The organism is Olivibacter sp. EAT-5, from assembly GCF_044784325.1.
Classification (GTDB): Bacteria; Bacteroidota; Bacteroidia; order Sphingobacteriales; family Sphingobacteriaceae; genus Olivibacter; species Olivibacter oleidegradans.
Genome location: NZ_CP173028.1, coordinates 4,841,231 through 4,865,306 on the forward strand (window position 1 = coordinate 4,841,231; position 24,076 = coordinate 4,865,306).

Consider the following 24,076-nt stretch of genomic DNA (forward strand, 5'->3'; position numbering starts at 1 on the left):
CCTTGGTTATATGTAGGGAAACAATAACTGGTTGGTTTTATTTTAGCGTAATAAAGAATCTTTAATAAGAAATTTTAAGTGTGGTGCCATGAACAAATTTGCCTTTAGATTTGCTTATAGTAAACTTCTCATTCCAAGACAAGCCAACCATCTCGCCGCTTTTCAAATGTACGTTAGAAACCAAGACATAATGTACAATATTATACATAAGCGCATTTAATTCTTCAAATGTCTTTTCGGAATTTATAATCTCCATTTCTTGCTTTCCAAAATCAGACAAACCATAGGTATAGATGGATTGCTTTGTTCCAAGCTGTCTGAGGCCAAAATAAATCCAATTGTACAGTGGCAGGCGGTCTTCTGAGGCACCAATAGCATTATTTAAATAAAAGTCCTTTTCTAGTAAAAGTGTTCTTCCTCCCATATAAAAACCTAAAGAGTTGCTGCTTTTTAAGATAGCACATACAACTTTACTGAACAATAGATTTTCCTTTAAAGCGTTTTTTCCCGCATTTATAAGCGATATAATAATATGACCGTTATGTTCTGCTGTTTCTTCTATGGCGTTCGGCCAGTAATAATTGTACCTGGCAATCTCATTCACCTCATCATCCGGAATATTGCCACAAATGGGTGCAATAACTATTTGATAATCCGCAATCGTTAATACCATCATTTCCTCTCCTCGCTCATGCTCTACCATTTTGGTCTTAAATTCACTTTGAAGTAACCATAGCACCTCATCAAGTACCATTGTCGCTTCTTTTAATAATACAATTCCTAAAATAATAGCCGATGTTGAACTTTCTATTCGCTTTTCTCTATTTAAAAAACTTAAAATCCCCATAAGAATGCAATCAAAAAGAAATCCAGTGAACTCTCAGCGGCGGTTGTTCGGAGAATGTGTGCTCCTAAACCGTTACTATCGAACTCAAGCAGAAATGAACATCTTCCTTAGATCGTAAGAAATAAGACGTTCGAGATGTTAATTGGTATTTACAGATTTCTTTATTTGGTTTTGTTAATGATTTGTTTAGTTGACGTTGCTAATATAAATTATATACACATTATTTCACAATAATATATGAATATTTGAGAAATAAGATAGAGGAAGTGCATCTATTTTTCTTTCAAGTGCATATCGATTTTCATGATGAGATCATCGAGCCAATTTTTGTAATCCGACAGATATATGAGTTCAAAATTGATGTAATGTACCCAAAGGAGTTCTGTATATTTGAAGCCTAACAAATTGGATACTTTTTCAAAAATGGTTTTAGGTAAACCGCCAGCGACTAATCGGGTTAATTCTTCAGCCAGAACATTCTGAACGTTCTTATAACAGGAGATAACAGTATCGGGAAAGGCTAAGTCGAAACGAATATAGCGTCGCATGATTAAATCGTAAGCTATTGCATGGCGCCCTTTTTCGAAAAGAACCGCTAACTGTTTATAGGGAATGGTGTCTTGCGAGGCGTATATTGTATGAGGTGGTCGAAGTCTAAATAAGGTCTCATGTAAAGTGCCACCACCGTGAGCGGTCACTTGGATAAGTCCCTCCGGCACTCCCAGCTTTGATAGAAACTGAACCGACTCCTCCTTGTTTAAAATGGTGCTCATTAGGTTTACTATGTAATGGTTAATGGTTAGCTAAAGGCTCGTACATAAGGCAATTGAATTATTTCTTCATCCAAATACCTTAATTTTTTGTCACTTCCTTGTACCTCTAATATAGCAAATAATCTTTCATTTTGCTTACGCAACGAAATTCTTGTATACTTTATGTGCCTTTCCTCTAAAAAATGCTCAACATAATGAAGATGCCGAAGATCGCCATCACAAAAGTCAATATTCAGCAACTTACGATTATGGTACATTCCAATTAGATTTTCAATTTTGGTAAACAAGGACAAAACTACAATAGTAACCAACGTAAGCGCCAGAGCTAAAGCGTGGTAACCGATTCCAGCCGCCATACCTATTCCCGCCGCCGTCCAAATAACCGCCGCAGTAGTGAGGCCCAGTACCGATAGTCGATCTTTAAATATAACACCCGCGCCTATAAAGCCAATACCTGTAATAATATTTGCAGAAATACGATCATCACTTCCGGTACCATATTTTGAAACGATCGTGAAAATTGTTGAACCGAGGCAAATTAATACAATGGTTCTAAAACCGGCTGATTTATTGTTGTATTCGCGTTCGAGTCCGATGATACTACCACAAATGATCGAAACGAGAAAGCTCATCATATCGTTAGGTTCAAGTAACCATTCAATTTCAGTTGTTTTCATACTTGCTTTAAACAACCAAGATGTCGAATAGTTTAAAAGCTATGAAACCACCCCAAATTGAGCCAACATTGGTGTTCCGTATTTTTTGCTATTATATCTTCAGCTCTATAATCGAAACCGGTCTCGAATTTCATTTTATCAGATAAATTATATCCAAGCGAGGCAAGCAGTCTAATCTCTACATCCAGTTCTTTTTTCGCATAGGTTGGAAGATATTCGTTGTTAATTTTTAAGTAAAACTCTTTAGGATCTATCTCTAAACCTTCTAATGGCTTTTCAAAACTTAGTCGGTACCGGATTCTGAACGACCATTCATTATCGGTTATGGTTTGGTCACTTCGAAAACGATGGGCAAGTCGAAAGCCTATTTTATTTTGAACATGAGCATATTGTTGAATGAAACGATGGACTAACTTTCCTTCTTCAATTCGAAGGAGATACCCCACACCCACTCCGTCTAAAGGGCTTAGCTTTCTGTTTAATATTGTTTCAAAATCGCTTCTTTCAAAATGAAATCCTTTTTGTGCAGTAAGGTTTGAAGGACCATCTTTTAACAGTTGTCGTATCTCTACTTTTGAATTTAGCTCATATCGGTCACCTAAGCTAAATTCATTATTAATTTGAGGAATAACCCCTAATTGGTAGCGATCCTGCCCACGTAAAGATGAAATGCAAAATAAAAAGAAATACCCGAACAGGAAATGGTTCTTCATTTGTGTTTTATAATCAGAATATGAGATGATTTACGGCACGTTCTACAATTTTAGACAATTTAATTACCTCACCTTGTTTATTAACAAGAATTTCGTAAAAGCTATTGATCTTATCTTCGCTGCTTTTCGCTTTTATAATAAGTTCATAATTTATTATGAGTTCTTCTGTAGTTTCCCTGGTTTGATTACCAACGATTCGCTGAAGTTGAGCAGAAGAGCCTTTCAATTGTACTTGTGTTTTGACAATTCTATAATGTTGAAAGTTAGTTTGTAAGTGGGTTTCAATTTGCTTCCTGGCTATGTCTTCAACCTCTTCAAACTTAATGCCTATCTCGATATCCTGTAAATTCCCTAATGTGTCGAATTCTACACTGTGTCGCTGTCCCTTCCATTTAAGTTTTGCTTCTAACGTAAAACCGCTTAGACCTTCTTCTCTATACCATTTTGCCTTTGCATTCAAATAAGTAGCTTTAATAAAGGATTTTGCTTTTTCAGGCACATGTTCCGCCGCTATCCTGTATTCTCTTTCTAATTTCTCTTGCGCTTCGATAGGCTGTGACAAGATAGAAAAAGCAAGAATAAATAATATTCTTAATCTGCGTGCAATCCCTTTATTTTCTATGCAATATATTAGGGTCATCGATCTATAATTGCTTTAGGTTAAAACACCTAAAATCTGTCGGTGGTTTTTTGTTTATTTCTTTTTACGGCCAAATAACTCACATATAATAGTATTAACCAGATGGGAATCAGTTCAACGGGCGTTTTCATACCCGTAAGCCACATGATAACGAGCACACCAATTAGGAACAATAGGCAGATATAATTTGTAAAAGGATATAGGAACGTTGGGAATTTTGATTTTAGCTGCTCAACATTTTTTGCTTTACGAAAAAACAAGTGGGTAATACTTATCATAATCCAATTGATAATCAACGACGACACCACTAAAGACATAAGAATCCCCAATGCTTGCTCGGGCATTAGTTTATTAATAACAATGCAAATAGCAGCAAAGATAGCCGAAACTAAAATAGCCATTATCGGGACGTGGTTTCTGTTCAGCTTCGACAAAAATCGGGGTGCATTGCCTTGCTTCGCCAATCCGAACAGCATTCTGCTATTGCTATAAACGCTACTGTTGTAAACAGATAATGCTGCAGTGAGTACAATAATATTTAACACATTGGCTATAATGCTTGTAAAAGAGAACGTTTTACCTAAGACTGTAAATTCAAAACCCTTTAAAGTGTCAAAAACAGCAACAAAGGGACTGCTACCGGTCGTAATTTCTCGCCATGGAGACAAGGAAAATAAAATCAGTAAGGCACCGACATAAAAAATTAGAATACGGTAAATTACTTGATTGGTTGCCTTTGGGATGTTTTTTTCGGGGTTCTCTGCCTCTGCTGCTGTAATACCAATTAATTCCAGGCCTCCGAAAGAAAACATAATCAAAGCCATAGCCGTAAGTAAACCTTGGTAATTCCCTCCTTCATCGATACTAAACAGACCTTTTGGAAAGAAACCATCATCATTCCATAAATTACGAATACTTGCTTCTTCTCCGCCCTTCCCGGTAATTAGGAGATAGGTGCCAAAAAGGATCATCGCAATAATGGCAATCACCTTAACAATTGAGAACCAAAACTCAGCTTCTCCGTATATTTTCACAGAGGCTAGATTAATGGCATTTATGACGAGGAAAAAAAACAAACTGGATGCCCAAAGTGGGATTTCAGGCCACCAAAATTGTACATAAATGCCTATGGCGGTCAGCTCCGACATGCTCACCAAGATATACAAGATCCAGTAATTCCATCCCGATGCATAACCTGGAAAGGCTCCCCAGTACTTATACGCAAAATGACTGAAGCTTCCTGATACCGGTTCTTCAACCACCATCTCTCCCAATTGCCGCATAATTAGAAAGGCGATGAAACCTGCTATTGCATAACCGAAGACAACGGCAGGACCTGCCATAACGGCTGCCGGTCCAATTCCCAAAAATAAGCCGGTACCGATGGCGCCGCCTAAAGCAATAAGCTGTATATGTCTATTTAATAATCCCCGTTTAAGTTCTTGCTGATTTGACGTGTTTTCGTGAAGATTTTCCAAAATCTATTAGTTTTTACTTAGTAAAAAGCAAAGGTAAAAGATATATGCGTTTTGTTGTGATTATTTTGAAATTATCAGCAGTAACGCCGTGTTGCATATGGGTTACTGCCGATGCTTTATGTGGGCAATTCAATGGAAGGTCGCCATGGTTACCGTTAATTGGTTTAAACCAATTAAGTGTCAGCAAGATAATAACTTAAGATAAGTGTCGGACTAAGAAAGTATAATTCTCTTCAGATTAATAATATTTTTAGAGCTCGAGTAGGTAACCAGATAACTGTGTAATTTGTTAGGGTATTTTTCACCATCAATAAAAACGACATCCATGTAACGTGTATATTCATAATCTGCACTTAACCGGATATCGGTCCATGCATTTTGAAAGGGCTTCACTTTAAAATTTGTCATGTTGACTTCAGTAGGCAATTCCTCGGGATGCTCAAGCAAGTACTTTTGCAAATGATCAGGGAAGGCTGATAAAGCTTTAAAATTCTCCATAATAAGTTTGTTTTAGCGATATAAAATTAAATTAAAATGAAACAATATGATTATACATCTTTTACACAAACAGTATGAGAAAAAGAGCGTAGATGTGGCCTTCTTCGTAGCCATGAAGATTAATCAAGGAGTGGCAACGTTTTATTACTGTCCTAAAAAAGGTTCTCCGTTGTTCACTTCTTTGTATAAACTGCTTTCTCCTTTTCTAATTTTTCCTTGACGTTGTGCTGATATTGAAAAAGAAATTACGTTGAATTTTATACCTAAAGCACTTCTCTTCGCTTATTTACGACTTTTTTAGATGCAGTTACTTCACAGCTTTTCCTTTTTTGGATAGGAGTTTGTGCTTGTCTGTCCGGTTCTGGCAATCATTAAGATACGGAATTTTCGATAATCAAAATGATTATAGCGAGGTTGTATTCGTGGCAGATTTTGCGCTTTACGATGCATGAATAGTTTGACGAAGAAAAAAAAAACAGATGAAAATACGAAGCATTTTTGAACCAGGTACCGAGATTCCGAAAAGATTTACATGTTTAGGCTCAAATGTTAGCCCATCGTTCGTATTTGAAGGTGTTCCTTCTGATGCCGAAAGCTTAGTATTGTTGATCGAAGATATAGACGCTTCTCCAGTCCCATGGACGCATTGGCATGTTTTTAATATTCCTCCTGCCACTACGTTAATTGAAGAAGGGCAGGTACCTGCCGGTGGAATTGAAGGTTTGTGCAATAATCATACGTTTGGCTATGAAGGCCCCTGCCCAAAATACTTCAAAGGGATTCATCATTATGTATTCAGATTATATGCACTGGATACACGCTTAGAATTATCGGCAGCCACCGAACCTGCCACAATCAAAGAGCTGATGAAAGAACATATTATTGACTTTGCTGATTTAGTAGGGATTTGTGATAGTGGCACATATATAAATGACTTATCGGATGAAGTAACCGACGCTACAACAGATGAATAAAATTAAAGAGAAAGAGGTAAAAAAAATAGCCGTTCTAAGAGCCAACGCTCTTGGAGATTTTCTTGTTACCCTGCCAGCCATTCATGCTCTTAAACACGCTTATGAAGAGGCTGAGATTGTACTGCTGGGAAGTCCTTGGCACGCCGAATTTCTTGTCAAAAAGCGAACGGTAATCGATCGTGTTGTTGTGGTTCCCCTGTATAAAGGTATTCGGGATGAAGAAGGAAAAGAGGCAGATCAAGCAGAAATAGACCATTTTTTTCAACGTATGCAAGAAGAGAAGTTCGATCTAGCTATTCATTTTCAAGGCAGAGGTATAGCGTCCAATCCCTTTATAAGCAAATTAAACGCCCGCGTGACAATAGGGCATACATGCAGGGAGGCCATAGATACAGATTACTGCATTCCTTTTGTCCATTATCAGCACGAGGTAATGCGCTATTTAGAGCTGATAGATTTAGTGGGGGCATTGCTCTATACTTTAGAGCCCGAAATTACCCTGTTTCCTGCTGAGTATGCCAATGCAAAGGAGATTTTGCAAAATTTGGTTATTAGTCAGCCTTACATCATTGTGCATCCCGGTGCTAAGGATCTTCGAAGGCGATGGCTTCCGGATAAATTTGCACAATTGGCGGACGAGCTTGTAAAAAGCGGGGTTACTGTCCTATTCACTGGCGACAATGAGGATGAACAATACCTTCAGGAAATCATTGCAACTATGCAAAATCAGGCTTTTTACGCCTGCCGCAACGTATCCCTGGGAACGCTCGGAGCACTTTTTGCCAAAAGTGAATTGGTCGTTTCTAACGATACAGGACCGCTTCATTTGGCAAGGGCTGCTGGCGCTAAAACGGTAGGTATATATTGGGCACCCAACTTCGCTAAATGGGGACCGCTATTTACGAAAAAGCACCGATTTGTTATATCGTGGGATATGCAATGCCCTAGGTGCGGTGTCGTTCCGAATGAACCTTACCCTTTTGAACCTCGGGATCTTAATTGTGAACACCTTTTTTCGTTCGTAAGAGGCATTGAAGTAAGTGAAGTTTTAAGGGAAGTGAAAATTTTATTAAATGATAAATAGAAGCAAGAATGTACGAAGAAATATAAATAGACAGTTATGCAAATAATATCGCAAAAGCCATTAAGAATTTTAACCTGGCATATACATGGTAGTTATCTTTACTACCTTTCTCAGGTACCGTGCCAGTTCTATCTACCGGTAATGTCTGATAGACCGGAAGGATACGGCGGTCGCTCCGGAACTTTTAAATGGGGAGACAATGTATATGAGGTACCGGTTTCTGAACTAAAGGACATGGATTTTGATTGCATTTTGTTCCAGTCGAGAAAGAACTACCTCGAAGATCAGTATGAAATTTTAGATGAACGTCAAAGAGTTCTACCTAAGATTTATTTAGAACATGATCCACCGAGAGAGGTACCTACCGATACGCGGCATATAGTAGATGATCCTGAGGTCCTATTAATACATGTAACCCATTTTAACAATCTGATGTGGGACAATAATCGTACACCTACTAGAGTGATCCAACATGGAGTTTTGATCCCTAAAGACGTCAATTATACCGGAGTGCTTGAAAAAGGAGTTGTAGTAATCAATGGCATAGCGAAGCGAGGGAGGCGATTAGGTTACGATATTTTTAAGCAAGTGCAAAAGTATGTTCCTTTAGATCTAATCGGTATGGAATCGGAAGTGGCCGGTGGATTGGGAGAGATAGCGCCTCCTGAGCTACCATCCTTCATTTCGAAGTATCGTTTTTTCTTTAATCCGATACGTTACACAAGTTTAGGTTTGGCAGTCTGTGAGTCGATGATGGTAGGCTTACCAATTATAGGCTTAGCGACTACGGAGATGGCCATGACCGTAGACAATGGAAAGTCTGGGTACATTCATACGGATGTGTCATATTTGATAAATAAAATGCAGTTGTTGCTCGATGATCCACTTCACGCCAAAAAATTGGGGGATAATGCTAGGGAGACAGCAATACAAAACTTTGGAATGGATCGATTCATTCGCGACTGGCTGGACGCGTTCGAACTAGTAATCGAAAAATCAATGCAATTGAGGCAATCTAATCAGACAAATTATTAACAATATATATTATGGAAAATTCACTGCAAGATAAAGTAGTTTTAGTTACCGGAGCTGGTCGTGGTCTAGGAGCAGCAATTTGTAAGAGGCTTTCAAGAGACGGTGCCAGCATTGCATTAACAGATGTAAGAGAAAATGATTTGGTACATACGTCAGCGGAAATATCAGCTGCCGGATGCAATGCACAATCATATGTGATGGACGTAAGTGATGAAACCAGTGTGATAAACGTACTAAAACAAGTAGTAGACCATTTTGGCCGACTTGATGTGATAATAAACAATGCAGGAGTAGATTATACTAAATCAGTGGAAGAATTAAGCCTCAATGAATGGGACCAAGTAATGAGTGTCAATCTTCGTGGCCCCTTTATTGTTTCAAAAAGCGCTTTCCCATATTTGAAAAAGAATGGACAAGGACATATTGTGAATATCGTGTCGACAGCGAGCAAACGAGCTTGGGCTAACGCCTCTCCCTATCACGCGAGTAAATGGGGATTGCTGGGCTTTAGTCATGCCCTACACGTGGAAGGGCGTAAAGAGGGTATAAAGGTCACTGCCGTAATTGCCGGAGGAATGAAAACCCCCTTTCTACTGGAGCGTTTCCCCGACATCGATGTTAATTTGCTACAAGATCCTGAAAATGTAGCCGATACTGTTCGGTATGTGCTATCACTACCAAAAGAAACTGTGATCCCGGAAATTATGGTACTTCCCATGACTGAGACATCCTGGCCATAGGTCGCGCCTTTAGGCGGGCAGTGACTTCATATTGCCCGTCTTTTCTTTTATCCAAATCACTAAGATGCTTCTAATAATTCGACTACTTTTTGCTCCATCTGACTTAAGTCAAAAGGTTTTGAAATAAAAGCACTAATCTCTTTTCTTTTTTGCAAATCATCACCTTTTGCGTGGGCAGACATAATAACTATTGGTTTGTTCTTAGCCAATTGATTTTTAGAAATATCAGTTGCAAGTTCCAATCCATTTCCATCAGGGAGATTTATATCCAGTAAAAATAGATGAGGAATAACAGCCAGCATGGCTTCTTTAAAGCTTTTAATGTTCCCAAAAGTTTTTACCTCTGCATATTCAGATAAGAAAATAGATAATATATCCCTTATATCCGACTCATCTTCAAGAATATAAATCAACTTCTTCATTCGTGTCTACTTTTTACGATCAGCATATATAAGCAATTCTCAGGCCACAATGAAAATCAACCGTTTAAGGCATGCCGTTATGTGTATATTCAGTAGATATCTGTATACTTTATATGTCACTGTAAACATTGTAAAAGCAGGTCCCGCATATAAGCTCAAAAAAGAGGGCACCCGACGAGTTTAATACGGTGGACATAAGAAGATAGAAAAGCAGAAACACAGTTATGCATTTTCCAAATCAGCAATGATCAACTTTTTTCATTTGCATCAAAACAGCCATCACCCTTGGGGCTTTTCCGGATTTCCTACTAATGCACTCAGTTTCTTTGGAATAATCTGCCAACTTATTCCAAATTTATCTGTTAGCCAGCCACAAGCGACTTCGGTGCCCCCTTCTTTGATAAGATGTTTCCAATAATGATCAGTTTTGCGACTTTTCGATCCCTTAGCATCTACGAATCTATCCAATCATCAATTTCCCGGCATAAGTCCTGCAGCTCATTAATAAATTTGGATGTATGATAACCGTCGGCCACTGCATGATGTACATATATAGAAAATGGCAGTAGGGTTTTTTCCATATTTTGATAGTACTTACCAAATCTAATGATAGGAACAAGTAGATCCGAGTCACTGTAAGTGTCTTGGCTAATACTTGTAAAGCTTAACCATGGAAGTGCAGAAATGGGACAGAAGTTAGCAGGACGTCCGGCCTTCACACGAATACCTTTGATATCTCGGTATTGTTCCATGTCGTGCAAAATGGTGGTATAAAAGTCATTAAACCCCGTGTAATAAGGGCTCCATAGATCCGAAAATGTTTTATCGTCCTTGTGAAAAATCGTATATGATGGCACTAAAAAGTTCCAAAGTCCCAAAATGCCATTTTCATCGAAAGCCATTCTAAACGCTTCGTTTTGATTCACCGTTTTTGTTATAAGATAGAGAAACGTAGGATAAAATTTCAGCTGTCTTTTTTTAATGGAATTGAGCAACGCGGTTATTTCCAAGTGATGATTGACATTGTACTTGGTCTTCAATTGATAATAAAAGTAATCAAAATAAGGCTTTCGCGGCCATGTATTGAGGTCTATAGGCAAAAAAGATGCTGTCATTTCACTTATTAATATTAACTTTCTTATTCATGCCCCTAACACTTGGTTTATGCTGTTGATAGAGACTAATAGAATATACAATTAATACAAAAAAATCACCGGATCGTTTTTGCATGTTGTTACTCTCTTCTTAATGCGGCTCCTATAAGTACCTTGGCGATCTGTTGTGAAATGGCATGCCCGCACATTTGGTCCAGCCAAAAATATTCACCTGCCGGATTAATTTCTAAAAAATAATATTCATCATCGGGAGTTACAATGAGATCAATGGCCCCATAGTTCAATTGATAATAATCCATCAAAAGTGTCAGGCTTTTCTTTATTCTCTCCGGCAGCTGAAAAGATTTCCATTCGTTTATCAAGCTAAGTCCATCTTTACGCCAATCAATCTTTGTGTCTTCCTGCTTTTGGGAATCGATGCTAAAGGCGAAAAACTCGTAGCCTACAATGGTCACACGCAATTCTAGTTTTTTTTCTATCTTTTCTTGGAAGATCATAGGACAATATTGAATGTCTTCCAATTGTTCAATATCCTCAGGATCTAAAAGAGTTGTAAATACAACTTGTTCTATATTATCCTTAACAATTGCAAAAGAGCTTTGCATCTTGGCAACAAACTCACCCCCAACTTGCTGCATAAATTCTTTTATCTTCTGTGGCGAATTACTGATGCAGGTTGCAGGAATCTGCATACCGTATTTATGTGCTATTTTCAATTGTTCTTCTTTGCTATCTAATCGTCGATAGGTGCTGTAACGTTCCATCTGAAAGCAGGGCAACGATTCTACCATTCCATAGAGCGTCCGTTTAACCTCTCCCAATGTCGCGGGTAAATAAGCATCATGGATTAGGTTTTTAAGGTTTCTACCAATGTAATGGCTTCTGCGATACCAAACACCGGTAAGATTGTCGTCCAACAATTGAGCCATTGTTCCTTCTAGCTCAACAGACCACCCCTGTTTGTTGTATGAACTTGTTAAGGAGGCCGTTGTTGGATACTTATCTACATCAAATCGTATTACGTTACCACCAATCTGTTCTATATGATCTGTAACGTTTGCTACACAGGCGTTATCACCTTCGTGGGTAATAATTAATACTTTCTTATTGTTCATTTTTCCTTGCGTGCTCAATTAGTTTTTCTGCTAGTGTTTCTCCGATCTTATAATTTAGTTCTTTTTGGAGCATACCCCATTCACCCTGCGGATTAACTTCAAGGAAGATATAAGCACCTTCCCTATTCCTTATCATATCAATCGCTCCGAAGCCCAGATTTAAGCGTTGCATCATCCTTCGTAATTTATGCTTTATTTCATTTGGCAGTGGATATCGCTCCCAAGATGGAGAGGTCCCCCGAGTGATTCTCCAGTCAGTCTGCATCTCTTTATGCTGAATTTTCCCGGTGAAAAACTCACCATCAACATAAATTATCCGTAATTCATATAACTTGTCTATATACTCTTGAAAGATCATAGGGCAGTAGGATAACTCTTCCAGGTTCTTCAAGTCTTCATCGGCCAGCTTTATGGTTGGAAGAAACGATTTGGCATGCATACTTTTCTCTAAAGCACCATGAAGCTTCATGATCGTTCCGTTTACGCAGGATTTATAGAACGCTCGGATAGTTGCCGCTTCATTACTAATAGTGGTTTTGGGAACCCGTAAACCGACGCTATTCGCAATTTTCAGTTGATATATTTTGTTGCCCCCAACAGCATGGTCTACTTGCATATCATTTATCCAATATAAATCTTTCAAACTATCAAAGAATAACTGTAAATAGGTACGGTACTCTTTCACGAACACAGATCGATAAGTTAGATCCAAATCGCCGGGAACTGTTAAGTCCCATAACTTGCGATACCAAACGGCCGTGATTTGAGAAGATTCAATGGTTAACCCGTTTATATTTAATCGGTAAAGTTGCCGTCCGTTATCCGTAAAATCGTAATGAATTTTATAATTTATCGCAAATTCATCAACATTTAACCGGATTGATGGTACACCCATACGATTTAAGGCGTTTTGAACGATGTCGATAGTATAAAAGTCACTGGAATGGGTAATACATAAGATCATGTCAATCAAAATGGACAAGAGGTCGGCGCCAACCCCTTGTAGATGCTAAGATTCAGATACCTTACAGACCCTCGTCACTGTCCGAAGGGAACTTCAACGTAACATTCCAATCCGGCGATTGATGAAGCTCGGACTTTGGAGATTGCTGATTACCATCCTGATTTTTAGCATTTTGAGCTGTTTGTCCTTCTAAGAATCTGGCAAAGAAGGGTTTCTTCATTTGATTTTTAGTTTCCATAACTGTTAGTTTTTAAATAAATAAATAATAAACAAAAAGTAATACGCATTACTACTTAGTAGACGAATCTTGATGAAATTATGCTACATATATGTTTAAATTATTTAAAATAACCAATAATTACGGTTCTCTTCTTGAGCTTGTCAAACGAAGCGTGTGATTTTTCTGACGGTAGCCTCTGTTGATAAAATAGACACCGGTTAAAGTCGTAAATAACGCTAGCAGCGACATCGTCGTCAATTTTTCGTTTAGTAAAAAGAAGCCAAGCATTAAGGCAATAAGCGGGTTGATGTAAGCGTAGATGGAAGCTAATCCCACTGGTAATTTATCCAAAGCATAAATAAAGCAGGGATATGATAGAAGCGATCCTATCACAATCAGATACACTAAAGCCCAAAAGCTATCACTGGAAACTGGCTGAATTAATTTAAAGTCGTCTAAAAAAAGGCTCATTAGTAGCAGCACTATGCCCCCGATGAGCATTTGCATAGCGGCGTTAACAAGTGGATCAGCCTTTGATGGTTTATATTTTGTGTACACACTTCCTGATGCCCAGGCTAAGGCTGCACCGAAAGCTACGAGCATTCCCGTAAAATAGGATGGATTAGACAAATCACTCAAATTATCGTTGAAAATGAGTATAATACCCAAAGTCCCCATGATTAGTCCTGCGACTATTGCTATATTTGGCATTTTACGATCTACCCCGCTTACAAAACTAACGACAACGATGTACACAGGCATGATAGAGACAATCAATGCAGCTAAACCACTGGGAATAAATTTTTCGCTCCAACCTACAACACCATTACCAAGCGTAATCATCAGTATTCCGGGGATTGCTTGACGTATAAAATTAGTCCTGGTAAGCGCGTTCAACTTGCCGGTTATCTTTAGGAAAAGCAATAGTATTCCTCCTGCCACAACCTGCCTAAATCCGGAAAATAAAAAAGGCGGAATGGTATTCACACCAATGCGCATAGCAAAATAAGTAGTGCCCCATACTATACAAACAACAGCGAGGGCAAAATAAGCTTTAAGTAAATCGTTAGCCATATTTAAGCGGATTTTAACCTAAGTCAAATCTCGATAAAATAATCGAGTGATCAGGGTTACATTTCCGGTAAATTTGAGAGATACAGTTATTGTATGCCTACTTTATATTCTTTGTTAAACCATCCAGATAATAGTGTTCTTCCGCGTGACCAAAGAAATAACTTGTTGGATAATAAAAAAGCTTGCTAAAACCGTTAATAACATTGGAGATGTATACAGCTTTAATATGTTGGACAGCTAGGCTATCCTCCAGCGTATTATAAATGTAGGTAGCAGCTCGTTTAGGAAAATCAGCATATTTCTCGTTGTCAAAAAAAATAAATGCGTAAAGTGTCGTATTAGAGAGTTTATCTGCATTATAGCTTCGGCAATATTGTATAATTTCCTCCTTTGCTACAATGGGATCAATTTTAAAAAGAAACAATGTATAGACCTTAAAATCGAAGGTTTCAATTCTTTTTTTAAGGAAGATAATCGGTCTGTTGCCCAGTTTCGCTGTTTGAAAGGGTGTTTCCAATAATGTATCCGCAATTATTACTAATGTACACTGAGAGAATTTAATGCAAAACTACGAATTTATGTAATCAAAAACCAAGCTCGTTGTTTCAGTCGTTTATATTAAACGGAATTTTATACAACAGTTAGATTGTAGCCTGTCATTGATTTACTATGAAGTACATAGGGGCCAAATGTTCACAAACTTTGTAGCTATTGCAATTCTTTTTTGTTAATTTAACCGATTTAATATTGGGGTAACAAACGATTAACTTCCAAATACACTCTTTATGAAGAATATTGAGGAACTTTTACTTTCACTTATTGCGGAAGACAATCGCTATTATTTCATATACAGTTTAACAGATAAGCTTTTTTGCTATGCTAACACATCATTTGAGTCTTTTTTCGGCATCCGCTCCGGCGATAAGAGTATAAATAAACTCACTCGTATTATTCATCCGGATGATGTCCGGCGTTTGAAAAAATATCTCCCATTTTTACGTCAGGGAAATTCGCTCACCGATTTTGAATTCAGGACGATACTCCCTAACGAGAAAACATGTATCCTTTCTCTATATGCACGTATTGACAATAGTTTAGATAAAGAACTATTTTTAGGTTATGTGACTGACATCACAACTAAAAAGGAAGATATAGACTATTTGAATGAGCTGAATGATAAAAAAGACTCCATCCTTCATATTCTATTGCATGATTTAGGTGGGCCTTTGGGCAACATCAAAAATCTATCCCGTTTGCTAAACGAAAGATTGAAATCATTGAACGAGGAAGATATACAAAAGATTATTACGTCTATCGAAAAAAATAGCAAAATGAGCATACAGATTATCAATGACTTTGTCGGCCGTCAGAACCCTTAGTGATTGATCGCATATCCTATATTATTCGAAGAAATGCGATAATCACTCGTATGGAGATGATTGGCAAATGCTATTTAATATACTTCTTCTTGCGCTTCGAGAGTCTTTAATATCCACACCGCCCACGGTGTAATAGCCACCGAAGTCCCTTGGTAATAAACCGGTGAGTGATCATGAAAAAGTAGTTCCTTCCAATAAGGGAAGCCGATAGGTATCTTATACATAGTTTCGTCTTCGGAGAAATTAAAAAGACATAATGTATTATCTCTTCCTCCTTCGTTCACTCGTTGTAGGACAAGAAGCCTATCGATCACATTGACTTGTATATCTTTTTTATTAAAGTTAGAAAAAACCGGATCAGAAAACCGAAGCTTGATCAGTTTTTTGTACCAATCCAATATCATTGCGTGCTTTCCTATTGTTCGCTTATCCCAATTTAATTTGGAGCGTTCGAATACGTCGGGATCTTCCGGTGCTGATACATCCTCTTTATCCATAAACGTTCCAAATTCCTTTCTTCTACCATCCTTTACCGCTCTTATCAGCTGTGGATCACCGTGATTAATAAAATAAGAAAATGGATTTTTTTCACCATATTCTTCTCCCATAAACAACATCGGAATGTAGGGTGATAGAATAACAGCGCCTGCCGTTATTTTGAGTCTTTCAAAGTCCAAACTGGTTGATAGACGTTCGCCTTGCCCTTTATTTCCTATCTGATCATGATTTTGATTAAAGACCACGAATTTACTACCCGGTATACCGGCAGAGGAAGCACCGAATCTTTTCTTTCTCGCTTCCACGTACTCACCGGTGTGTACAAAGCCCTCTTTATATGCTTTGGAAAGCTGTTCTATCTTTCCGAAATCTTGATAAAATTTTTTCCCCTCCGGAAAGACCAGCGTATATAATGCGTGATGGAAATCGTCTAACCATTGTCCATCAAAACCAAGTCCTCCGCTCCCTTGCTGAATTATCCGGGGATGATTGTAATCGCTTTCAGCGATCATATATAATCGGCGCCCCAACTCACGTTCAAGCTCCTTTACATAGGCACAGGCCACCTCCCAGAAAGGAACTGATCCATTATCAAACATGGCATGGATAGCATCAACTCGCAAACCGTCCACGTGGTAATGAACAAACCACTCCGCAATATTTGCCAAAAGGTAATTACGGACACCGTCACTCCATTCCCCATCTAAATTGATCGCCTGGCCCCAAGGAGTCATATACTTATCAGTAAAGTACGGGCCATATTCGCCAAGATAGTTTCCTTCCGGGCCTAAATGATTATAGACTACGTCAATGAAAACAGCTAGCCCCTTTTCGTGACATTTGTTAATCAGTTTTTTGAGCCCCATCGGACCACCGTAAGAATTTTGAACCGAAAAGGGATAAACTCCGTCGTAACCCCAATTTCGCAACCCGGGAAATTGGCAAATAGGCATCAGCTGCAGCGCGGTAATGCCTAAGGTTTTCAAGTCGTCAAGCCTCGATAACACCCCTTCAAATGTCCCTTCATCTGAAAAGGTACCCACGTGTAGCTCATATAAAAGTAATTGGTGGGAAGCAATGCCGCGCCAGTTGGCATCCTCCCATGGAAACCGCGCATGGTCAATTACCTGAGAGGGACCGTGTACACCTTCTGGTTGAAAACGTGAGGCCGGGTCAGGATAATCCTTTTCATTATCATCAGGTTGATAAAAATATCGAATGATACCGGTTGCATCTTTCAGCTTGTAACAAAAATAGCCCTCGCTAGTTGGTTTCATGTTATATTTCGCCTCCTTAGGTGATACAATGTGTAGCACCATTGTTTCCTTAAGGGGTGCCCATACGCTAAAATTTACTTGATTACGATTATATATTGCTCCTATCATGCGGGGTATGAAATAAATCAAAGCCCCAATCTAAAACTGACTGGGGCTTTGCACTTAAATAAAACTAATGAACTATTGAGCAACATTGGCTTCAGACATGGCAATGTCCGTTAATTTCACGTCTGTTTCCTTTTCCTCATTAAGAGTAGTGGCTAGCAATTCCTCCGCTTCCGAATGTTCCATCAATTTGGCATAGGTTACCAGACATCCATAGCTTGCAATTTCATAGTGCTCCACTTTTTGGGCTGCGGATATTAAAGCAGCATCTAACACTTCCCCATTTTCAAATTCTTCCATTATTTCTTCCGCCTCATTCAACAGCCCTTCCATTGCCTTGCATTTTTTTCCCCTTGCTGTTAGACCTATGGAATCAAATACGTTTTTTAATCGCTCCACATGTTCTTCTGTTTGCGATAGGTGTTCCTGAAATGCGTTTTTTAGGGTTTCACCATTGGCTTTGGAGGCCATCTTTTTCAAACCTTTCAAAAGTTGCTTTTCGGCTCCTAGAATATCTCGCAATTCGTCTACAAATAATTCATGCAGATGCGCATTGGGCATTCCTTCTGTGTTTTTTTTTGAATTTGCCATAATCTTACTGTTTTATGTTCACCGATTTTTATTTAATTTACCGCTCTTCTTCTCTATCCCGTCCCTTGTCGACATTTCTATTTTGATGCCTAATTGTAATACCTGCTGCCGGCTTATCCGGACCGCTGGTATATTTTTCCGCCAGTTCATTGTCTTCATCTAACCCAGTAACGGCAAACGCATCACGTAGTCCGCTACTTTCTCGGCCTGTGCCCGAAGGACGTCCTTTTGGTGGCACGAAACTGCCATTTTTATCTTTTCCCATACTTGTTCTGTTTTGATCTCTCATAAGATTAGTTGATAATAGAGTTACAGGATTTGTGCCTAAATAGCGGGTTGGTTTCGTAAAAAAAAGAACAGAAACTCTTCGAGGTTAAAATTGGCTGATAAGATGTGTTTATTACAGCATCCACTGTATGGATGTCGATATTCGTTTTTCATATTATTTTTTATGCATATTTGGCAAGATTTTTTCTATGTCCTAATTTCTGATATAACCGGTAGAAAAACAGCACTTCCCACCGACCAAAACTACCTACAGTGGCGATCTATTAAAGGCCTAGATATTAGTTGTTTTGTGGATATGATTATAGTGCCTTCCTTTGTTAAGTGATTATCTGTTTAAGAAGAAAGAACGGAGGTTGGAAAAGGTGCACTTTCCAATGATGAAAAGTAAAATGAAAGTGAGCGGCGCTGCCGTTGTACCCGACGGTACTAAGTTTATGGCGATTGAATGAATCTACCTATATTTTTTAAAAGGGCTTACTAATCTGCTTGTTAACGCGACGCCGGCACTAAAAATCAAATGTGCTAAAATTAAATGGCCGTAATAACGCTTAATAGAAACTTTTGGTGAATTAGCACTCACCTTAAAAAGAGTTTGCCAAATAAGAATACCGGTTAAACCGCTAATTAGCCCCGCATAAGCGCTATCCTTTACATTAGGCTTCCGCTTTCTTTGTTTCCAAAACTCTTGAAAAACAGTCGCCATTGCAAGTCCCATCGCATAGTGCATACCCCAACCACCCGGCTTAGCTATGTATTTGTATTCTTTTGCAAAAAAATCTGATGTTAGCTCAGCGAGAAGTTTCGGTTCTTTGAAGTTTTCCTCTCGTGAGCCGGAAACAGCATAGCTGAAGATCGTCATTGCTGTGGTGCCGACAATGCTTGGAAAAAAAGCTTTTGTTGGTTTCATATCACAAGTTTATGTTATGTAATAAAAAGCGATATACATGCCGGTTTTCACAGACTGTACGGCCTTCGGTACGTTTTTAGTATATATTTCAGAAACATCATGTGATGGAAGCAGAAATTACCTCTGTCAACGAATATCTTGATACCATTAAAGATTTTAAGAGAAAACAGAACGAAAGGGAAAGCCATGACTTTCTTTTTAGAGGCCAGGCGGCTGATTATCCTCTGGTTTCGAAATTACTTAGATTACGCCCTAAGGGAGATCTTCTGAAAGTTGAGCAACAATTACTTGAAGAGTTTAAAAGGGCAAATTTCTTATTGGTGAAGGAACATCAAGCAATGAATGATTGGGATTACCTCACCCTGGGTCAACATTATGGACTGCCTACACGCCTCTTAGATTGGTCGAATAATGCCTTAACAGCGCTATGGTTTGCTACCGAGCAATATAAGATGGAGCGATCCCGGCAACCCTATGCTACTATATGGATATTGATGGCTACGGAAGCACACTATTTAAATATGAAAGAGAATCATAATCCCTTTACGGTAAATAAGACAAGGTTGTTCCGACCTCGGATCATCAAGCAACGTATCAATAATCAATCAGGTGTTTTTACTGTTCAAAGCACGGAATCCATTAAAAAAAGACTTTCCCTACATCAGGAAGAAGACTTTGCATCTCGGTTACTCAAAATCATGATTCCTGGAAAATGTCAAGAGTCCGTTCGCGATGAATTACACACATTGGGCGTAAATGCCTTTAGTGTTTTTCCAGAGCTTGAAGGGCTTTGTTCATTGCTTCAATGGAAATTTTTTCATTAGTCGCCAACGAATGATTGAGAAGGTATGAACACTGCACGCATACAATTATCTAGTTTATCATTAAAAATGCGGTATGCATACGCTCCTTCCTCCAATGACATCGGGTGTGTCAATAAAAAAGATGGATCTATTTTTCCGTTGCGGATATGCTCAAAAAGCCGAGGGACATAACGTTGCCCGTGCATTTGTCCACCTCGCATTGTCAGACCTTTATTCAAAAACAGACCCATTGGGATTTTATCAACTAAACCGGCATATACGCCCACAACTGATACCGTTCCACCTTTTCTACAGGCCGTTATAGCTTGTCTTAACACCGCCGGGCGATCGGATTGCAGTCTTAAGAATTGCTTGGATCGATCGTAATAATGTTCCATCCCAGTCGTATGGGCCTCCATCCCGACTGCATCGATGCAACAGTCCGGGCCCCTTCCTCCTGTTGACTCCTTCAACGCCTCCAATATATCCGTTGCTTCATAATTTAACACTTCTGCATGGCTATAGGTGGCAGCCGCTGCCAAACGGTAGTCAAATCGATCAATTGCAATAACTTTTTCAGCGCCCATTAAGTAAGCACTCTGTATTGCCATTTGTCCGACACCTCCTGCGCCCCAAACCGCCACGATATCTCCTGGCTTTATGGAGGCCATTTCTGCCGCCATAAAGCCGGTGGGAATACCGTCGGAAACGAAAACTGCCTTGGTGTCAGGTATGTCTTCCGGAATTTTAAAGGCCCCGTATTCTGCAAATGGAACGCGTATAAATTCGGCATGACTACCTGCGTATCCTCCAAATAAATGCGAATATCCAAAAATACCTGCTGTCGGATATTGATAAATCTTTTCTTGTAATCCGGCATTTGGATTCGAATTGTCGCAAAGCGACCAGGTTTGTTGCTTACAATAGTGGCACTCTCCACAGCCGATAACAGAAACAACCACCACCCGGTACCACCCGGTCGCCTACTTGTAATCCCTTTACCTCTTTTCCGATCGCTACGATTTCTCCTATAAACTCATGGCCGATTACGTCGCCTGCTTTCATGCTCGGGACAAAACCGTTTATAAGATGCAAGTCGGACCCGCAAACCGAACTCATCGTAACTTTAACTATTGCGTCCTTTGGATTTACAATAGTAGGATCAGGTATACGTTCTACCTTGAGGTCCCTAACGCCATTCCAACATAATGCTTTCATATTTATAATTCTATCGTGTCACCTGTTCGGCGAGTGTTTATACATCATCTTAGATTGTTGAATCGAACAACAGCATGCTGTAAATACTTATTCTTTATTCAGTTTGTTCGTCGCTCGTTCTCCCGTTTCCATTATTTGTTTAAAGCCCCTTACTTCATTTGCTATTAAATACTCCAAAGGCTTATTTAGTACTTTTGCAAGCCCTTCTCCTAAAATACCGGCGGGAGGTCTATAGCTAAAGATGACCGTTATTTCGGTACCTTGATTATTTGGAGCATCTTTAAATACCACTTTTCCGGCGTTAAAAATCAGTGGATTACGAATCGATTGCCATCCGATTAGCTCATTTGGTTCATCCTTTACAATTTCCGCATCCCATGTAATCTCACGGTGATACCCTGGTATTTTAGCAGTCCAGGTAGATTTATTCTCCTGAACTTTTACCGATAGAAGATGTTCCATGAATGAAGGAAGATTTTCTAGATTTCTCCAATACTGATAAAGCTCCTCACGAGGCTTATTAATAGTAAAATAACTCCTAACATTAACATTATGTCTTTCAGTGCTATCCAGATCAATCGCATTATATAATAAACACCTACCTGTAATTCCTCTATATATTAAATAGATACTAGGAATTGTCTTCAAAAGGTTGAATTTTTTCAATGAACTTCGCAAAAGCAATGCGCCGAAACCTACTGAAATAATTCGTTCAATGGTATTTACATTTATTTTATCATCATCGCTGTTCATGGTTTCCATATTTTAAGGGTATTTCTGTAAAATATAAAGACGGCTCGTCATACCGCATACGATTCTTGGATGGCAAGTTATTCGGTAAGCATTTTTTGCATGCTTTGGGCATTTAATGCAGCAAAGCCCGATTGGTCGTTGTCGAAATATACATAAACATCTCTACCCTCGTTTTGCCATTCTTGGCATCGATCAACCCATTTGCGCAACTGTTCGTCGGTATAATTGCCCTGATACTTAGCGCCCGGGCCATGCAATCGGATATAAACAAAGTCGGCAGTCACAATAATTGGTGATTGATGACCAGCTAATTCATAGATGCAAAAGGCACAATTCGCTTTTTCAAGTATATGATAAATTCGATCCTCATACCAAGACCCGTCCCTAAATTCAAAGGTAAAGCGATGATCTTTCGGTAAAAGTTTCAGAAAATCGATCAGCCGCTGCTCATTAATATTCCATTTTGGAGGTAATTGAAAAAGTATTGGCCCTAATTTGTCTTTAAGGTGTCCCGCATGCTCAATAAACTCGTCAACAACCTCTTTTTGTACTTTCAGTTTTTTTAAGTGTGTTATAAATCGGCTTCCTTTTACTGCAAATTTAAAATGCGCCGGCACCGCGCGATACCAATTGCTGAACGTTTCGGAAGAAGGTAGTCTATAAAAGGAATTATTGAGCTCTACCGTCGGAATTTTCGTTACGAAGTATGTTAATTGTTCCGATTCTTTTAGTCCTTCGGGATAAAACGGCCCTTTCCAATGTTTGTAGTGCCACCCAGAGGTCCCAATATACGCTACTCCTTTCCTTTTTGCCATGAGATCTCGTTCATTCGAAATATAAAAAGATTTGATTTCCTATCGCTTTCACAAGCCCTTTTTCAACTCCGTCCATTTTCCAACCGCTTTTGGCGCAACGGATAATGCCCAAATTTTTATCATTTAAGGTAATGGATAACTCGTAACACACGCCTTCATGACATGTTTCGGTTATTGGTATTCCCTCGCCTTCGTAATGCACTCCTTCGTAATCGAAGGTTAATGGAATAGGGTCGCTTTCTAGCTGGGCAATGATTTCTTTAAGAAATTTAACGAGGTGCTTACGTTGGGTGGGTGCCTTAGTACTCCACTTATCGCTATCTGCACGTTTATGAGCAAGCTTAAATTTTAAACCGGACATCTCCGTGGAATAGTCGTTCGCATTTAACTTTTTTACGTTTTGATGAGCCAAAATATACCAATGGTATTCCGTTCCTACCGGAACACCCGACCCTTTTGGCGCATGTCCCTTCCGTCGCTTAGTTACTGCATAAAAAATCTCCCAAAGGTCCGGTGTAATCTTTGTTTCTTTCCAGTCACCCTGGTCATATTCCCAATGGTGACTTCTGCCGATTGCCATTCCTGTATATTGCTTGCCGCCATATTGCTTAAAGGCATTATATGATTTGGAAAGATCTTTTTTTCCGGGAGCTTGCCTTTTTTTTTCGATTTCCAACGTAGGTTCTTCGAGCGCTTTCTTCTTCGTTTCCGGTTTTCGCTTTGCTGTTGTTGCCATCTCCTTTATTTTCGCTGAATGAATTTGTGAAAAGTACTCTGTTCGCCATCTGATTTTTTTTCCTGAAAAAGAAAATCCAGTTTATTTTCTTCAAATTCTTCAAAGAAATCTTCCCAGCTTATTTCCTCCAGGTCGTCATTATGCTCACTATGTTCAGGAAAATGGATTCTTAAAATACCTGCATCTTCGCCATTTCCTGTTCCTTTTACTCTGGCCGGGACACCACCCCGTTCTTTTGCCCATTGCTTTATTTCATTGTGATTGCTTGTTTGATTCGATGTGCTCATAGGTATAAAATTTATTTGTTTAAAAATATATTTAATAATAGGTAAACAAT

General features: G+C 39.0%; 31 protein-coding genes. 6 read left to right on the forward strand and 25 right to left on the reverse strand.

The genetic code is table 11. From position 1 onward, the window contains the following. Positions 1–61: 61 nt before the first annotated feature. The 7 genes from ACH11B_RS20150 to ACH11B_RS20180 all read right to left on the reverse strand — a co-directional run bounded on the left by ACH11B_RS20150 (position 62) and on the right by ACH11B_RS20180 (position 5,626). Positions 62–847 (reverse strand): DUF4261 domain-containing protein, encoded by a 786-nt coding sequence (locus tag ACH11B_RS20150; protein ID WP_242627180.1) that lies wholly within the window; start codon positions 845–847, stop codon positions 62–64. Between the two features lie 272 nt (positions 848–1,119). Beyond that, the gene (locus ACH11B_RS20155) at positions 1,120–1,620 is read right to left on the reverse strand and encodes a hypothetical protein (RefSeq protein ID WP_130855920.1); all 501 of its coding nucleotides are present in this window, start codon (positions 1,618–1,620) and stop codon (positions 1,120–1,122) included. Between the two features lie 26 nt (positions 1,621–1,646). Next, the gene (locus ACH11B_RS20160) at positions 1,647–2,297 is read right to left on the reverse strand and encodes an MgtC/SapB family protein (RefSeq protein ID WP_013667027.1); all 651 of its coding nucleotides are present in this window, start codon (positions 2,295–2,297) and stop codon (positions 1,647–1,649) included. Positions 2,298–2,329: 32 nt separating this feature from the next. Continuing rightward, entirely contained in the window at positions 2,330–3,010 is a 681-nt protein-coding gene (locus ACH11B_RS20165) for a DUF2490 domain-containing protein (RefSeq protein WP_130855919.1), read from the reverse strand. 13 nt (positions 3,011–3,023) lie between these two features. Further along, entirely contained in the window at positions 3,024–3,650 is a 627-nt protein-coding gene (locus ACH11B_RS20170; protein ID WP_130855918.1) for a hypothetical protein, read from the reverse strand. 29 nt (positions 3,651–3,679) lie between these two features. After that, complete coding sequence (locus tag ACH11B_RS20175; RefSeq protein ID WP_130855917.1) at positions 3,680–5,128, reverse strand: amino acid permease; 1,449 nt, start codon at positions 5,126–5,128, stop codon at positions 3,680–3,682. A 213-nt stretch (positions 5,129–5,341) separates the two neighbouring features. After that, positions 5,342–5,626, reverse strand: a complete 285-nt coding sequence (locus ACH11B_RS20180; protein WP_013667031.1) for a hypothetical protein — start codon at positions 5,624–5,626, stop codon at positions 5,342–5,344. Positions 5,627–6,105: 479 nt separating this feature from the next. Between ACH11B_RS20180 and ACH11B_RS20185 the strand changes: the two genes are divergently transcribed. The 4 genes from ACH11B_RS20185 to ACH11B_RS20200 are packed head-to-tail and all read left to right on the forward strand — an operon-like array spanning position 6,106 to position 9,459. Beyond that, on the forward strand, positions 6,106–6,600 hold the full coding sequence (locus ACH11B_RS20185) for a YbhB/YbcL family Raf kinase inhibitor-like protein (protein ID WP_130855916.1): 495 nt from the start codon (positions 6,106–6,108) through the stop codon (positions 6,598–6,600). Next, positions 6,593–7,684, forward strand: a complete 1,092-nt coding sequence (locus ACH11B_RS20190) for a glycosyltransferase family 9 protein (protein ID WP_130855915.1) — start codon at positions 6,593–6,595, stop codon at positions 7,682–7,684. The genes ACH11B_RS20185 and ACH11B_RS20190 overlap by 8 nt, the downstream gene beginning before the upstream one ends. Positions 7,685–7,720: 36 nt before the next feature. Beyond that, the gene (locus ACH11B_RS20195; protein ID WP_130855914.1) at positions 7,721–8,719 is read left to right on the forward strand and encodes a glycosyltransferase; all 999 of its coding nucleotides are present in this window, start codon (positions 7,721–7,723) and stop codon (positions 8,717–8,719) included. 11 nt (positions 8,720–8,730) lie between these two features. After that, positions 8,731–9,459, forward strand: coding sequence for an SDR family oxidoreductase (locus ACH11B_RS20200; protein WP_130855913.1), 729 nt, complete (start codon positions 8,731–8,733; stop codon positions 9,457–9,459). 59 nt (positions 9,460–9,518) lie between these two features. Here the strand turns inward: ACH11B_RS20200 and ACH11B_RS20205 are convergent, their stop codons facing one another. The 8 genes from ACH11B_RS20205 to ACH11B_RS20240 all read right to left on the reverse strand — a co-directional run bounded on the left by ACH11B_RS20205 (position 9,519) and on the right by ACH11B_RS20240 (position 14,886). Then, positions 9,519–9,881, reverse strand: coding sequence for a response regulator (locus tag ACH11B_RS20205; RefSeq protein WP_013667037.1), 363 nt, complete (start codon positions 9,879–9,881; stop codon positions 9,519–9,521). 279 nt (positions 9,882–10,160) lie between these two features. Then, positions 10,161–10,349, reverse strand: a complete 189-nt coding sequence (locus ACH11B_RS20210; RefSeq protein ID WP_041387554.1) for a VOC family protein — start codon at positions 10,347–10,349, stop codon at positions 10,161–10,163. Further along, positions 10,334–10,996 carry a chloramphenicol acetyltransferase gene (locus tag ACH11B_RS20215; protein WP_130855912.1) on the reverse strand — a complete coding sequence of 221 codons (663 nt, stop codon included), beginning with the start codon at positions 10,994–10,996 and terminating at the stop codon, positions 10,334–10,336. Before ACH11B_RS20215 ends, ACH11B_RS20210 begins: the two co-directional genes overlap by 16 nt. 119 nt (positions 10,997–11,115) lie before the next feature. Beyond that, positions 11,116–12,111, reverse strand: a complete 996-nt coding sequence (locus tag ACH11B_RS20220; protein ID WP_377608841.1) for an MvdC/MvdD family ATP grasp protein — start codon at positions 12,109–12,111, stop codon at positions 11,116–11,118. Then, a complete protein-coding gene (locus ACH11B_RS20225; protein WP_341273586.1) occupies positions 12,101–13,075 on the reverse strand; it encodes an MvdC/MvdD family ATP grasp protein in 975 nt (324 codons plus the stop codon). Before ACH11B_RS20225 ends, ACH11B_RS20220 begins: the two co-directional genes overlap by 11 nt. A gap of 61 nt (positions 13,076–13,136) precedes the next feature. Next, complete coding sequence (locus ACH11B_RS20230; RefSeq protein WP_130855909.1) at positions 13,137–13,313, reverse strand: microviridin/marinostatin family tricyclic proteinase inhibitor; 177 nt, start codon at positions 13,311–13,313, stop codon at positions 13,137–13,139. A gap of 120 nt (positions 13,314–13,433) precedes the next feature. Further along, positions 13,434–14,369: a DMT family transporter gene (locus ACH11B_RS20235; protein ID WP_130855908.1), complete on the reverse strand. Its 936-nt coding sequence runs from the start codon at positions 14,367–14,369 to the stop codon at positions 13,434–13,436. A gap of 97 nt (positions 14,370–14,466) precedes the next feature. Then, positions 14,467–14,886: a hypothetical protein gene (locus tag ACH11B_RS20240; RefSeq protein WP_130855907.1), complete on the reverse strand. Its 420-nt coding sequence runs from the start codon at positions 14,884–14,886 to the stop codon at positions 14,467–14,469. A 268-nt stretch (positions 14,887–15,154) separates the two neighbouring features. Here ACH11B_RS20240 and ACH11B_RS20245 point away from each other — a divergent pair, with 268 nt between their 5' ends. Continuing rightward, entirely contained in the window at positions 15,155–15,748 is a 594-nt protein-coding gene (locus ACH11B_RS20245) for a hypothetical protein (RefSeq protein WP_377608839.1), read from the forward strand. A 74-nt stretch (positions 15,749–15,822) separates the two neighbouring features. Here the strand turns inward: ACH11B_RS20245 and treZ are convergent, their stop codons facing one another. The 4 genes from treZ to ACH11B_RS20265 form a co-directional block, all read right to left on the reverse strand. Then, positions 15,823–17,631: a malto-oligosyltrehalose trehalohydrolase gene (treZ, locus tag ACH11B_RS20250; protein ID WP_130855905.1), complete on the reverse strand. Its 1,809-nt coding sequence runs from the start codon at positions 17,629–17,631 to the stop codon at positions 15,823–15,825. Positions 17,632–17,703: 72 nt separating this feature from the next. Next, positions 17,704–18,219, reverse strand: a complete 516-nt coding sequence (locus ACH11B_RS20255; protein WP_013667047.1) for a ferritin-like domain-containing protein — start codon at positions 18,217–18,219, stop codon at positions 17,704–17,706. A 37-nt stretch (positions 18,220–18,256) separates the two neighbouring features. Continuing rightward, positions 18,257–18,484 (reverse strand): hypothetical protein, encoded by a 228-nt coding sequence (locus tag ACH11B_RS20260; RefSeq protein ID WP_130855904.1) that lies wholly within the window; start codon positions 18,482–18,484, stop codon positions 18,257–18,259. A 474-nt stretch (positions 18,485–18,958) separates the two neighbouring features. Further along, positions 18,959–19,414: a hypothetical protein gene (locus ACH11B_RS20265; RefSeq protein WP_149105708.1), complete on the reverse strand. Its 456-nt coding sequence runs from the start codon at positions 19,412–19,414 to the stop codon at positions 18,959–18,961. Positions 19,415–19,518: 104 nt separating this feature from the next. Between ACH11B_RS20265 and ACH11B_RS20270 the strand changes: the two genes are divergently transcribed. Beyond that, positions 19,519–20,238, forward strand: a complete 720-nt coding sequence (locus ACH11B_RS20270; RefSeq protein WP_130855902.1) for an FRG domain-containing protein — start codon at positions 19,519–19,521, stop codon at positions 20,236–20,238. Here the strand turns inward: ACH11B_RS20270 and ACH11B_RS20275 are convergent. The 6 genes from ACH11B_RS20275 to ACH11B_RS20300 all read right to left on the reverse strand — a co-directional run bounded on the left by ACH11B_RS20275 (position 20,235) and on the right by ACH11B_RS20300 (position 24,026). Continuing rightward, positions 20,235–21,182: a zinc-binding dehydrogenase gene (locus ACH11B_RS20275; RefSeq protein WP_246860292.1), complete on the reverse strand. Its 948-nt coding sequence runs from the start codon at positions 21,180–21,182 to the stop codon at positions 20,235–20,237. The genes ACH11B_RS20270 and ACH11B_RS20275 overlap by 4 nt on opposite strands. Further along, positions 21,136–21,435: an alcohol dehydrogenase catalytic domain-containing protein gene (locus tag ACH11B_RS20280; protein ID WP_246860293.1), complete on the reverse strand. Its 300-nt coding sequence runs from the start codon at positions 21,433–21,435 to the stop codon at positions 21,136–21,138. The genes ACH11B_RS20275 and ACH11B_RS20280 overlap by 47 nt, the downstream gene beginning before the upstream one ends. An 87-nt stretch (positions 21,436–21,522) precedes the next feature. Beyond that, positions 21,523–22,197, reverse strand: coding sequence for an SRPBCC family protein (locus ACH11B_RS20285; protein ID WP_130855901.1), 675 nt, complete (start codon positions 22,195–22,197; stop codon positions 21,523–21,525). Between the two features lie 68 nt (positions 22,198–22,265). Next, positions 22,266–23,003, reverse strand: coding sequence for a DUF72 domain-containing protein (locus ACH11B_RS20290; protein WP_130855900.1), 738 nt, complete (start codon positions 23,001–23,003; stop codon positions 22,266–22,268). A gap of 10 nt (positions 23,004–23,013) precedes the next feature. Next, a complete protein-coding gene (locus ACH11B_RS20295) occupies positions 23,014–23,739 on the reverse strand; it encodes a hypothetical protein (protein ID WP_130855899.1) in 726 nt (241 codons plus the stop codon). A 5-nt stretch (positions 23,740–23,744) separates the two neighbouring features. Beyond that, a complete protein-coding gene (locus ACH11B_RS20300; protein ID WP_013667057.1) occupies positions 23,745–24,026 on the reverse strand; it encodes a hypothetical protein in 282 nt (93 codons plus the stop codon). Between the last annotated feature and the right edge of the window lie 50 nt (positions 24,027–24,076).